The following is an 11,945-nucleotide window of genomic DNA, read 5'->3' as shown; positions in this document are numbered from 1 at the left end:
CCGCGCGACCGGCCGCGACGGAGCGGCGCCCGGGGGCGGCCGGCTACTCGCCGGGCCCCTGCGGCGGTGACTGCAGGTAGGGCTCGTACGCGTACGGTTCGGGGTCCCGCGGCGCGAACAGCGCGGTCAGCCCGAGGTGCACCAGCAGCCCCGACAGCGGCCACGCCAGCAGCGCCCCCTTCGCCCCCAGCTTCAGCGGCGCCGGGAACGTGACCCCCTTGCCCGCCTGCCGCGCGTGCGCGAGCACGTCCCCGGTCGGCCCGAGCCACACCCCGAGCCGCCACGCCAGCAGCGACCCGAGCAGCGCGCCGACCCCGAGCGCCACGACCAGCGGTACGCCGCCGCGCCGCCGTACCAGGAAGACGGCCAGCGCGCTCACCACGCCGAAGGCCAGCGCGAGCAGGGTGAAGGTCCCGTCGACACCGACCGCCTGCTCGCCCTCGGAGTCCTTGAGGTAGACCACCCAGCTCTTGTCCACCACATCCCCGACAAGCGGTACGCTCGGCGCCAGCCGCCACCAGAGCACGCCCAGCAGCGCCCCGCAGACCGTCAGCAGCACGGTGACCACGGCGGCCTGCCGCAGTTCGGTCTTCATCCCCGGGCCGTCCTGTTCAGCGGGCCGGTCATACCTGCCGGACGCGAGGTCCGCCCCGTGCGCGCCGGCCGGCGGCACCGGCCCCGGCCCGTCCTGCTGCGACGCGGACGAATGTTCGTGGGGTGGCGGAGGAGGAGTCAGCGGTGCGGTCACCCTGACATCGTGCCAGGCCCGGCTGTGCGGCGCGTCACCGGACGGCCGCCCGGCGGTAGGCCCAGGTGGCGACGGCCAGCGAGACCACGCCGACCGCCCCGCACACCGCGAGGTCGCCGAGGACGAAGGCCCAGTCGGGCCGCTCCCCGAACGTCCGCGCGAACGCCTCCACGCCGTACGTCGACGGCAGCAGGTCCCGGGCGAGGCGCACCACCTCCGGCATCCGGTCGGCGGGCAGCACCCCGAGCAGCAGCGCCGCCGACATGCCGAGCTGCCCCAGCAGCGTGGCCAGCTCCGGCCGCGGCGCGAGCAGCCCCAGCGCCGCGCCCAGCCCGGCCAGCGCGGCACCGGCCAGCGGGATCACCGCCACCAGCACCCACAGGTGGGTCAGCGGCAGCCCGAACAGCAGACAGCCGAAGACCGCGGTGACCACGGTCCCCGGCACGGTGAAGGAGGCGTACGCGCCCGCCGCGCCCAGCACCACCGCGGCCGGCGGCACCGGCAGCGTGGCGTAGTGGTCGAGGCCGCCGCTGCCCCGCAGCTGCCCGAAGTACTGGGCCAGCAGGTTCAGCGCGACGAACGCCACGACCAGCACCGCCGACCCGGCGACCACGGCCTGCGCCTCGCCGCCGCCGTCCACCACCCCGCGCATCAGGATCATGATGCCGATGGACTGGAAGGTGGCCACGAACAGCAGCGGGATCCGCGCGACCCGCGCCCGCGAGAGCTGCGCCCGGTAGACGGCCACCAGCGACGGCCACAGCCGCGCCCGCGGCGCCAGCTCGGCCTCGTCCGCGGTCGTCTCCTCGGCGGCCAGGACACCGCCCGGCAGGACATCGGCGGGTACGACACTCACGTCGCGCTGCTCCTCTTCGCTCCGGCGGGCGTCCTGTTCGGTACGTACGGCCGTGACGGCCGGCGTGCTCGGCGCTCCGCCCTTCACGCTCTCACCAGCCCCTGCCGCGCGGCACCGCCCAGCGCCAGGTAGACGTCCTCCAGGCTGGGCGTGGCCAGCGTGAAGTCGTCCAGGGCGGCGAAGGCGGAACCGCCGGTGACCGTGGCGACGACGGCGCGGGCCTCCTCGGGGGCGAGCCGCAGCGTCCAGCGGCGGCCCGACTCGGTGATCCGGTCGCGCAGCGCGGCCACCTCGGGGACGTGCAGCGGCGCGGCCTCGCGCCACACCAGGTCGACCCGGACCTCACCGGCGACCCGTTCCTTCAGCCCGGCCGGCGAGTCGCAGGCGATGACCCGGCCCCGGTCCAGGACGGCGACCCGGTCCAGGACCGTCTCCGCCTCGATGACGTTGTGGGTGACCAGCAGCACCGTCGTGCCGCGCTCGGCGCGGCGCCGGTCGACGGCGGCCCAGACGGCCCGGCGGGCCACCGGGTCCATGCCGGTGGTCGGCTCGTCCAGGACCAGCAGCGGGCGCTCCCCCACCAGCGCGGTGGCGAAGCAGGCCAGCCGCCGCTGCCCGCCGGAGAGCTTCTTCAGGGCGCGGGAGGCGAGGGAGGTCAGGCCGAGTTCACCGAGGACGGCGTCGGTCTCCGCACGGGCCCGCCGCGCCTCCAGGCCGCGCAGCCGCCCGGTGGTCTCGACGGCGAGGGAGACGGTCAGCTCGTCCAGCGCGGTCGACTCCTGCCCGAGGTAGGCGAGGATGCGCGCGGCCCGCTCCGGGTGCCGGACGATGTCGTGGCCGAGGATGTGCACGGTGCCGGAGTCGGGGCGCATCAGCCCGGTCAACTGGCGTACCAGGGTGGACTTGCCGGCGCCGTTCGGCCCGAGCAGTCCGAAGATCTCACCGCGCCGGATGTCCAGCGTCACCTCGTCGGTGGCCCGGACCTCGGGGGTGCCGGGGGTGCCGCGCCGGCCGCGTACCGCGGCATAGGTCTTGGTCAGCCCCCGCACCACGCACACGGCATCGCCACCGGGTCGAAGTGCCTGTGCCGCGCGCGTACTCACAAGGGACGAGACTAAGGGGTCCGCCCGTCCGGGCCGCGCCCGGGTCGGCCCATAAGGGCCGGTTCGCCGGGCCTCTCACTCTCCCGCGGGGCTGTGCTCCACGCTCGTCCGCACGCCGATCTCCCGCCAGAAACCGGCCCGGATCGCGTACCGGTCCTGCTCGTCGATCTGGTCGTCCTTGTGGGCGAGCAGCCCGAACCGGGCGGCGTAGCGCAGCAGCTCCCCGTCGATGCGGTGCGGGACGCGGGGGTACATCCCGGACAGCTTCTGCAGGTGGGCCTGGTCGCCGAGCCGCTCCACCCAGCGCCGGGCGAACACCTGTCCGACCTCGTACGGGTCTCCGCCCACGGTCGTGATGTCCTCCTCCCGGTCGGCCCAGCGCTGCTCGGCGCTGGTGAGCTGGGCAAGCGTCGGCATGGAGGCGGCCTCGGGGGGCTCGGCGGCCGGCCGGTCGACCCAGCCCTTGTCGGAGGACCAGCGCAGGGTGGCGTTGGCGGGGTGCGGGGCGGACCCGGCGGACTGGGCGGTCTGCGCACCGGAGGCGCGCAGCGCGGCCAGGTCCTTGGGGGTGGGGACGCCCTTGACGGCGGGGCCCCGCTCCTCGCCCCCGTTGCGGGGGGCCGTGGCGGCGGGGTGGGGGCGCTCCTCGGCGGGCCGCTCGGCCGCGGCGGCCAGCGCGGACTCGGGCAGCGGCGCGGAGAGGATCGCGGCGATCTCCGGGCGGGGCGCCGGCGGGGGCGCGCACACCCCGGTCAGCTCCTTGGGGCGGACGGCCCTGGTGATCCAGGTCCGGTCCAGCACGCGGCGCTCGTCGGCCTCGGCGACCAGGTCCTCGGACTGGTTGTAGTCGCCGTCGGCGGCCTGCACGGCCCACAGGTGGACGGCGACGCCGTGCTCCTTGGCGGCCATCATGCCCGGCAGCAGATCGCCGTCGCCGGTGACCAGGACGACGTCGGAGCAGGCCCGGTTGCGGGCCAGCTCGGTCAGCTCGGCGTGCATCGCGGCGTCCACGCCCTTCTGGGCCCAGCGGCCGTCGCTGCGGGTCAGCGCGCCGAGCCGGACGGTGACCCGGGGCATCACGCGCAGCCTGCGGTGCTCGGGCTGCGGCACCCGGTCGGGGGCGCCGTCGAACCAGTAGATGCGCAGCAGGGGCTGTGCGGTGTCGGCCTCGGCGCGTTCGCGCAGGCCCTGGATGAGGGCGGCGTGGTCGACGGTGATGCGGGAGCGCGAGGGTTCCCCGGCGAGGAGACTGGCCGCCGCCCCCAGGAGGTACCCGGCGTCCACCAGGACGATGCAGCGGTCCACGCGATCCACCCTCTTTCCGGGAGGTTTGCTTCGGGCTTCCTTCGAGTCTGCCCGACCACGCGGGGGTTAACGGTCGGAACTGGATCTTCGGCGTGGCGTTTCCGGCCGCGGACGGCCCGACGAACTCTGTCACAGACGGTAATTGTCCAACATGCGTTCTTTATCGGCCTATGTGAATCTGGTCGCGGCCCTGGCCCCTAAATCCCCGCAGGAGGCACCACCATGGCCAAGAACAGGAACAACCGTGACCGTAAGCAGCCCCGGTCCGAGCGTGCGCAGCAGACGGCCCCGACCGCCACGGCACCCCGCGAGGAGCAGCTCGCCCCGCCGCTGGCGTCCGGCGACACGGCCGTGCGCGGCAAGCGCCAGAAGCGCTTCGGCCACAACTGACGGCCGTACCCGCCCGACGTGAGGGGGCGCATCCGAATGCCGGATGCGCCCCCTCACGTCGTACCGCACCTCGTGCCGCACGCTGTACGGCGTCGGCTCAGCCCGCCAGGCAGGACGGCCCCAGCAGCACCTTCAGGTCGCCGAAGAGCGCCGGGTCGGGCTTGACCCGGTGCCGGTCCAGGCGCAAGACGGTGGTCCTGGTCGGGCCCTGGAGCTTGATCCGGACCTCGCTGTCGCCCCGGTGGTGGGTGAGGATCTCGCCGAGGCGGCTGACCATCGGCGGGGTGACCCGGGTGGCCGGGATGGTGAGCACCACGGGCGCGTTGGCGCCCGCGTTGGACAGGTCGGGGACCTGGAGCTCCATCGCGACCAGCCGGGGCACGTCCTCGCGCTTGTCGAGGCGGCCCTTGACGAACACCACGGCGTCCTCGACGAGTTGCGTCGACACCAGCTGGTACGTCGCCGGGAAGAACATGCACTCCAGGGAACCGGCGAGGTCCTCGACGGTGGCGATCGCCCAGGCGTTGCCCTGCTTGGTCATCTTGCGCTGGAGGCCGGAGATGATGCCGCCGATGGTCACGACCGCGCCGTCGCCGAAGTCACCGCCGGTGAGCTGGGAGATGCCCGCGTCGGCCTTGTCGGAGAGGACGTGCTCCAGGCCGAAGAGCGGGTGGTCGGAGACGTAGAGGCCGAGCATCTCCCGCTCCTGGGCGAGGAGATAGGTCTTGTCCCACTCGTCGGTGGAGAACTCCACGTCCAGGCCGAAGCCCGGCTCGCTGTTGTCCTCCTCGCCCATGCCGCCGAAGAGGTCGAACTGACCCTCGGCCTCCTTGCGCTTGACCGCGACCACGTTGTCGATCATCGGTTCGTACTGCGCGGTGAGGCCCTTGCGGGTGTGGCCCATCTCGTCGAAGGCGCCGGCCTTGATCAGCGACTCCGTGGTCCGCTTGTTGCAGACGACGGCCTCGACCTTGTCGAGGTAGTCGGGGAAGGAGGCGAACTTCCCCTTCGCCTTGCGGCTCCTGATGATCGACTCCACCACGTTGGTGCCCACGTTGCGCACCGCGGAGAGGCCGAAGAGGATCACGTCGTCGCCCTGGGCGGCGAAGTTGGCCATGGACTCGTTGACGTTCGGCGGGAGCACCTTGATGCCCATGCGCCGGCACTCGTTGAGGTAGACGGCCGACTTGTCCTTGTCGTCCTTGACGGAGGTGAGCAGGGCGGCCATGTACTCGGCCGGGTAGTTGGCCTTGAGGTAGGCGGTCCAGTAGGAGACCAGTCCGTACGCGGCGGAGTGCGCCTTGTTGAACGCGTAGCCGGCGAAGGGGACCAGCACGTCCCACAGGGCCTGGATCGCCTCGTCGCTGTAGCCGTTCTTGCGGGCGCCGGCCTGGAAGAGGACGAAGTTCTTCGCCAGTTCGTCGGGCTTCTTCTTGCCCATGACGCGGCGGAGGATGTCGGCCTCGCCGAGCGAGTACCCGGCGATGATCTGGGCGGCCTTCTGCACCTGCTCCTGGTAGACGATCAGGCCGTAGGTGACGTCCAGGACCTCCTTGAGCGGCTCCTCCAGCTCCTTGTGGATCGGGGTGATCTCCTGGAGGCCGTTCTTGCGCAGCGCGTAGTTGGTGTGCGAGTCCATGCCCATCGGACCCGGGCGGTACAGGGCCGAGACGGCGGAGATGTCCTCGAAGTTGTCGGGCTTCATCAGGCGCAGCAGGGAGCGCATGGGGCCGCCGTCGAACTGGAAGACGCCGAGGGTGTCGCCGCGCTGGAGCAGTTCGAAGGTCGTGGGGTCGTCCAGCGGCAGGGAGAGCAGGTCCAGCTCGACGCCCTTGTTGGACTTCACCATCTTGACGGCGTCGTCCATGATCGTGAGGTTGCGCAGGCCGAGGAAGTCCATCTTCAGCAGGCCGAGCGACTCGCACTGCGGGTAGTCCCACTGCGTGATGGTCACGCCGTCGGTGTGCCGCACCCAGATCGGGGCGTGGTCGACGATCGGCTCGCTGGACATGATCACGCCGGCCGCGTGCACGCCCATCTGCCGGACCAGGCCCTCGACGCCCTTGGCGGTGTCGATGACCTTCTTCACGTCCGGCTCGTTCTCGTACATCGAGCGGATCTCGCCGGCCTCGCTGTAGCGGGGGTGCGAGGGGTTGGTGATGCCGTCGAGGTCGATGCCCTTGCCGAGGACGTCGGCGGGCATCGCCTTGGTGAGGCGGTCGCCCATCGCGTACGGGTAGCCCAGCACGCGCGCGGAGTCCTTGATCGCGTTCTTCGCCTTGATCTTGCCGTACGTGCCGATCATGGCGACCTTGTCGGCGCCGTACTTCTCCGTCACGTACCGGATCACCTCGACGCGCCTGCGCTCGTCGAAGTCGATGTCGACGTCGGGCATGGAGACGCGCTCGGGGTTGAGGAACCGCTCGAAGATCAGGCCGTGCGGGATCGGGTCGAGGTCGGTGATGCCCATGGCGTACGCGACGATCGAGCCGGCCGCGGAGCCTCGGCCGGGGCCGACGGCGATGCCCTGGTTCTTCGCCCACATGATGAAGTCGGCGACGACGAGGAAGTAGCCCGGGAACCCCATCTGGATGATGACGTCCATCTCGTACTCGGCCTGCTTCTGCCGGTCCTCGGGGACGCCGCCCGGGTAGCGGCGCTCCATGCCGCGGCGGACCTCCTCCTGGAACCAGGTGACCTCGGTGTACCCCTCGGGGATGTCGAACTTGGGCATCAGGTCGCGCTTCTCGAACATGCCCGTGGTGTCGACCATCTCGGCGACCAGCAGCGTGTTGGCGCAGCCCTCCTGCCAGGCGTCGGAGGAGTCGATGGCGTACATCTCCTCCGTGGACTTCAGGTAGTAGCCGGTGCCGTCGAACTTGAAGCGGTCGGGGTCGGAGAGGTTCTTGCCGGTCTGGATGCACAGCAGGGCGTCGTGGGCGGTCGCCTCGTGCGCGTACGTGTAGTGCGAGTCGTTGGTGACCAGCGGCGGGATGCCGAGTTTCCTGCCGATCTCCAGGAGGCCGTCACGGACCCGGTGCTCGATGTCGATGCCGTGGTCCATCAGCTCCAGGAAGTACTTGTCCTTGCCGAAGATGTCCTGGTACTCGGCGGCGGCCTTCAGCGCCTCGTCGAACTGGCCGAGCCGCAGCCGGGTCTGCACCTCGCCGGAGGGGCAGCCGGTGGAGGCGACGATCCCCTCGGACCACTGGGAGATCGTCTCCTTGTCCATCCGGGGCCACTTCTGGAGCCAGCCCTCGGCATAGGCGTCCGAGGAGAGCTTGAAGAGGTTGTGCAGGCCGGTCTTGTTCACCGCCCACATCGTCTTGTGGGTGTAACCGCCGGAACCGGAGACGTCGTCCCGCTTCTGGTGCGGCTGGCCCCACTGGATCTTGCGCTTGTTCCGCCGCGACTCGGGGGCGACGTACGCCTCGATCCCGATGATCGGGGTGATCCCGGCCTTCTGCGCGGAGTGGAAGAAGTCGTACGCCCCGTGCAGGTTGCCGTGGTCGGACATGGCGACGTGTGTCATGCCCATGTTGTTGCAGGCGTCGAACATGTCCTTCAGCCGCGCGGCACCGTCCAGCAGCGAGTACTGGGTGTGGACGTGCAGGTGCGTGAACGGCGGCTTGGACACGTTCGGCCTCCTGGGAGAACTTCGGGTGACGGGCTGCGGGCAGTCCGGGGGGTCAGCGTCGAAGTCTATGCCTCGGAGCTGACACTTCGGGGCCCTCCCCGCGTACCTTCGGGCGAGGCGTCGCGCGGGCACTCCCGTGCCCCGCCGCACGTTGGTCCGGTCGGAGGATCCGTACCGCGATCACCCGCTCTCACGCACCGTACGCACCAGGAGGCACCCAGCGATGCCGGTCCCGCAGCTCAGCGACGAGCACCGCGGCGAGGAGATCCTCGCCGTCTTCGACACCGCCTTCGGCCAGCTCCTGGCCGCCGACCCGGCCGCGTTCCGGGTGAAGTTCCGGAAGATGGCGGCGTCGGCCTTCGCGTTCTACCGGGGCACGGCCTCCCTGTTCTACCGCGACCTGGACGCCGGCGACCACGACGGCCGCGACCGCGGCCCGTACCTGGACGAGCGGACCTCCCGGGTGTGGATCCACGGCGACCTGCACGCGGAGAACTTCGGCACGTACATGGACTCCACCGGCCGCCTGATCTTCAACGTCAACGACTTCGACGAGGCGTACGTCGGCCCCTTCACCTGGGACCTCAAGCGCTTCGCGGCCTCGGTCGCGCTGATCGGGTACGCCAAGGCGCTCAGCGACGAGCAGATCACCGAGCTGGTCACGGTGTACGCGGGCGCGTACCGCGAGCGCATCCGCGCCCTGGCCACCGGCGCCAAGAGCGACGAGGTGCCGCCGTTCACCCTGGACACCGCCCAGGGGCCGCTGCTCGACGCGCTGCGCGACGCCCGCTCGCTGACCCGGTTCGGGCTGCTGGACTCGATGACGGAGATCCGTGACTTCGAGCGCCGCTTCGCCCCCGGCGGCGGCAGCGTCGAGCTGGACGCGGCCACCCGCTACAAGGTGCTGGCCGCCTTCGACGGCTACCTGGAGACGCTCCCCGAGTCGTCCCTGACCCGCCCCGACTCCTACCGCGTCAAGGACGTGGTCGGCCGCCGCGGCATCGGCATCGGCTCGGCCGGGCTGCCGTCGTACAACATCCTCCTGGAGGGCAACAGCGACGCCCTGGAGAACGATGTGGTGATCTACATCAAGCAGGCCCAGACCCCGGCCGTCTCCCGGCACATCACCGACCAGGCGATCCGCGACTACTTCCAGCACGAGGGGCACCGCACGGTCATCTCCCAGCGCGCGCTCCAGGCGCACGCCGACCCGTGGCTGGGCTGGACCGAGCTGGACGGCGCGGGCCAGCTGGTCGCCGAGATCTCGCCGTACGCCGTCGACCTGGACTGGGGCGACATCGACGACCCGGAGGAGATCGCCGAGGTCGTCGCCGACCTGGGCCGGGCCACGGCCGCGATGCACGCGGCGGCCGACGACCAGTCCGGCGAGTCCCTGGTGCCGTTCTCCACCGAGCGTGCCATCGACGCCGCGATCGCCGCCGACGAGGAGGGCTTCGCGCCTCTCCTGGTCGACTTCGCGCACGCCTACGGGGCACGCGCGCGTGCCGACCACCAGATCTTCGTCGACCTGTTCCGCAACGGCCGCATCCCCGGGCTGTGACTCACAGCCACCCTTTAGGGTTCCTTTACCGGAGCCCGTGACACACTCCTGTGCGATGGACATATCCGGGACCCCCCTCAGAGCCGTACGCGCGGCACTGTTCACGGCACTGGTCGTGACGCTCGGCACCGCGTCGCACGTGCTGCTGTCCGGGGTCCCGCTGCCCCTGCCCACGGTGGCCCCGGTCACGGCCGGGGTCTTCCTCCTCGCGTACGCCCTGGCCGGCCGCGAGCGCTCCTACGGGCGGATCGCCGCCTTGCTGATCCCGCTGGAGCTGGCCGCCGACACCGTCTTCACCACCGGCCAGCACGTCTGCTACGGCCCCGCGGGCGGCCCCGTCGCCGGTCCGCTGCGCTCGGTCGGCCTCGACGTGCTGTGCGGCGACGGCACCGCGCTGCACGCCAGTGCCGGCAACCCGCTCACCCAGGTGACCGGCGCCGGCACCGACCGGTTCGCCGCGCTGCTGGCCGACGCCACCCCCGGCACCGCCTGGCTGCTGCTCGCCGCGCACGTCGGCGTGGGCCTGCTGGCCGCCGCCTGGCTGCGGTACGGCGAGCACGCGCTGGCCCAGCTGCTGCGGGCCGCCGCCGCGGTCACCTTCCGGCCGCTGCTGCTCGCGGTCGCCGCGGTCACCGTCCGCCCGGCTCCGGCGCCGGGCCGGGCCGCGCGCCCGGTCCGCCGCACCGCCGCCGCCCGCGACCGCGTCCTCACCCACTCCCTGGGACGCCGCGGACCGCCCCGCCCGGTCGCCTTCGCCTGAACCGACCGAGTGCCGGCAGTCCCCGGTACGCCGTACACCCCCGCACACGCCCGTGTGCGCCTCCCCACGGAGTCACGACACCATGAGCAAGCGAAACAGCCAGCAGCAGAAGACCGCGGCCCGCGAGCGGCTGCGTCAGGAGCGCGAGCGCCAGGCCAAGCGCGACAAGGTCAAGCGGCAGGTCATCGTCGCCTGTTCCATCGTCGGCGTGCTGGCGATAGCCGGCGGCATCGGCTACGCCGTCGTCCAGGGCAACAAGCCCACCCACTGGGAGACCGTGGCCGACGAGACCAAGATCGTCGCCCCGGCCAACACCACGGGCAAGAACGGCACCACCGTGGTCATCGGCGAGGACAGCGCCAAGAAGACCCTCAAGGTCTACGAGGACCCGCGCTGCCCCGTCTGCGCCGCGTTCGAGCAGGCGGCCGGCCCGACCCTGGAGAAGGACGTCGAGGACGGCAAGTACAAGGTCCAGTACGTCGGCGGCACCTTCCTCGACGGCGACACCGAGAAGGACGGCGAGTTCGAGGTCGGCTCGCACGGCGAGGGCTCCAAGAACGCCATGAGCGCCATGGGCGCCGCGCTGAACGTCAGCCCGGAGGCCTTCCTGAAGTACAAGTCGGCGCTCTACTCGGCCAAGTGGCACCCCGAGGAGAGCGACGACAAGTTCAAGGACGACGACTACCTGATCAAGGTCGCCGACACCGTCCCGGCGCTGAAGGACAACGCCAAGTTCCAGGACGCCGTGAAGAAGGGCACCTACGACGCCTGGGCGCTGGCCATGTCCAACACGTTCAACACGAACAAGGACGGCGTCACCGGCACCCCGAGCTTCGTCATGGACGGCAAGCAGCTCCAGACGTCCAGCGGCAACGCGCCGATGACCGCCGCCGAGTTCACCGAGGTCGTCGGCGCCGCCCTGAAGTAGGCGTCACAGGGAGTCGAGGAAGCCGAGCGCCGTCCGCCAGGTGGCCTCGGCGGCCTCCTCGTCGTAGTCGGGCAGGTCCGGGTCGGTGTAGAGGTGTCCCGCCCCCGCGTAGCGGTACACCTCCACATCGGCGCCGGTCCGGCCCATCTGGAGGTACCAGGCGCTGAGCCAGTCGTCGGTCTCGAACGGGTCGGGCTCGGCGACGTGCAACTGCACGGGCAGGCCGTCCGCCGAGGCGTTGGGCGCGATGTCCGAGGTGCCGTGCAGGAGCAGCAGCCCGCGGGCCCGGTGGTCGCCGAGGGCGAGGGTCTGGGCGATCGAGGCGCCGAGCGAGAACCCGGCGTAGACCAGGCCCCGCTCCGAGTAGGGCGCGGCGGCCAGCACGGCGCGCTTCAGCAGCTCCTCCCGGCCGACCGACTCGTTGTGCTCCATCCCCTCCTCCACCGTGTCGAACGTCCGGCCCTGGAAGAGGTCGGGCGTCCGCACCTCATGACCGGCCGCGCGGAGCCGGTCGGCGGCCTGCCGCACCGCGGGCCGAAGGCCGAAGGTCGAGTGAAAGAGCACGATGTCCATGGGCCCATCGTGCCAGCCGGGTACGACGACACGGCCCCCGCACCCGGCCGGTTCCGCCCGGGATGTCCTCCATGTCACAGGTTC

Annotated in this window: 10 protein-coding genes; 4 read left to right on the top strand and 6 right to left on the bottom strand. The window is 71.6% G+C overall.

Annotated elements, in window-relative coordinates:
- Window positions 1–43 precede the first annotated feature (43 nt).
- From Sdagh_RS32180 to Sdagh_RS32165, 4 genes are all read right to left on the bottom strand, one after another.
- Complete coding sequence (locus Sdagh_RS32180; RefSeq protein ID WP_189413695.1) at window positions 44–748, bottom strand: AAA family ATPase; 705 nt, start codon at window positions 746–748, stop codon at window positions 44–46.
- A 34-nt stretch (window positions 749–782) separates the two neighbouring features.
- On the bottom strand, window positions 783–1,604 hold the full coding sequence (locus tag Sdagh_RS32175; RefSeq protein ID WP_190077355.1) for an ABC transporter permease: 822 nt from the start codon (window positions 1,602–1,604) through the stop codon (window positions 783–785).
- An 83-nt stretch (window positions 1,605–1,687) separates the two neighbouring features.
- Window positions 1,688–2,662, bottom strand: coding sequence for an ABC transporter ATP-binding protein (locus tag Sdagh_RS32170; protein WP_189413691.1), 975 nt, complete (start codon window positions 2,660–2,662; stop codon window positions 1,688–1,690).
- A gap of 120 nt (window positions 2,663–2,782) precedes the next feature.
- Window positions 2,783–4,012, bottom strand: coding sequence for an NYN domain-containing protein (locus Sdagh_RS32165; protein ID WP_190077356.1), 1,230 nt, complete (start codon window positions 4,010–4,012; stop codon window positions 2,783–2,785).
- Between the two features lie 222 nt (window positions 4,013–4,234).
- Between Sdagh_RS32165 and Sdagh_RS32160 the strand changes: the two genes are divergently transcribed.
- Window positions 4,235–4,402, top strand: coding sequence for a hypothetical protein (locus Sdagh_RS32160; RefSeq protein WP_189413687.1), 168 nt, complete (start codon window positions 4,235–4,237; stop codon window positions 4,400–4,402).
- 97 nt (window positions 4,403–4,499) lie between these two features.
- Here the strand turns inward: Sdagh_RS32160 and dnaE are convergent, their stop codons facing one another.
- The gene (gene dnaE, locus Sdagh_RS32155; RefSeq protein ID WP_189413686.1) at window positions 4,500–8,039 is read right to left on the bottom strand and encodes a DNA polymerase III subunit alpha; all 3,540 of its coding nucleotides are present in this window, start codon (window positions 8,037–8,039) and stop codon (window positions 4,500–4,502) included.
- Window positions 8,040–8,262: 223 nt separating this feature from the next.
- Between dnaE and Sdagh_RS32150 the strand changes: the two genes are divergently transcribed.
- From Sdagh_RS32150 to Sdagh_RS32140, 3 genes are all read left to right on the top strand, one after another.
- Window positions 8,263–9,600, top strand: coding sequence for a DUF2252 domain-containing protein (locus Sdagh_RS32150; RefSeq protein WP_189413684.1), 1,338 nt, complete (start codon window positions 8,263–8,265; stop codon window positions 9,598–9,600).
- Between the two features lie 55 nt (window positions 9,601–9,655).
- The gene (locus Sdagh_RS32145; RefSeq protein ID WP_189413682.1) at window positions 9,656–10,360 is read left to right on the top strand and encodes a hypothetical protein; all 705 of its coding nucleotides are present in this window, start codon (window positions 9,656–9,658) and stop codon (window positions 10,358–10,360) included.
- An 82-nt stretch (window positions 10,361–10,442) separates the two neighbouring features.
- Window positions 10,443–11,288 carry a thioredoxin domain-containing protein gene (locus Sdagh_RS32140; protein ID WP_190077357.1) on the top strand — a complete coding sequence of 282 codons (846 nt, stop codon included), beginning with the start codon at window positions 10,443–10,445 and terminating at the stop codon, window positions 11,286–11,288.
- 3 nt (window positions 11,289–11,291) lie between these two features.
- Here Sdagh_RS32140 and Sdagh_RS32135 read toward each other — a convergent pair whose 3' ends face one another.
- Window positions 11,292–11,861 (bottom strand): dienelactone hydrolase family protein, encoded by a 570-nt coding sequence (locus Sdagh_RS32135; protein ID WP_190008177.1) that lies wholly within the window; start codon window positions 11,859–11,861, stop codon window positions 11,292–11,294.
- Window positions 11,862–11,945: the final 84 nt, after the last annotated feature.

The organism is Streptomyces daghestanicus (genome assembly GCF_020521275.1).
GTDB classification, from domain to species: Bacteria; Actinomycetota; Actinomycetes; order Streptomycetales; family Streptomycetaceae; genus Streptomyces; species Streptomyces griseoviridis.
The sequence above is the reverse complement of the archived record's forward strand: the minus strand, read 5'-3'. Positions and strand labels throughout refer to the sequence as shown.

Excerpts from the sequence above, each read along its gene's own strand:
- Sdagh_RS32135 (WP_190008177.1), bottom strand. The coding sequence starts at position 11,861 with ATGGACATCGTGCTCTTTCACTCGACCTTCGGCCTTCGGCCCGCGGTG.
- Sdagh_RS32140 (WP_190077357.1), top strand. The coding sequence starts at position 10,443 with ATGAGCAAGCGAAACAGCCAGCAGCAGAAGACCGCGGCCCGCGAGCGG.
- Sdagh_RS32145 (WP_189413682.1), top strand. The coding sequence starts at position 9,656 with ATGGACATATCCGGGACCCCCCTCAGAGCCGTACGCGCGGCACTGTTC.
- Sdagh_RS32160 (WP_189413687.1), top strand. The coding sequence starts at position 4,235 with ATGGCCAAGAACAGGAACAACCGTGACCGTAAGCAGCCCCGGTCCGAG.
- Sdagh_RS32150 (WP_189413684.1), top strand. The coding sequence starts at position 8,263 with ATGCCGGTCCCGCAGCTCAGCGACGAGCACCGCGGCGAGGAGATCCTC.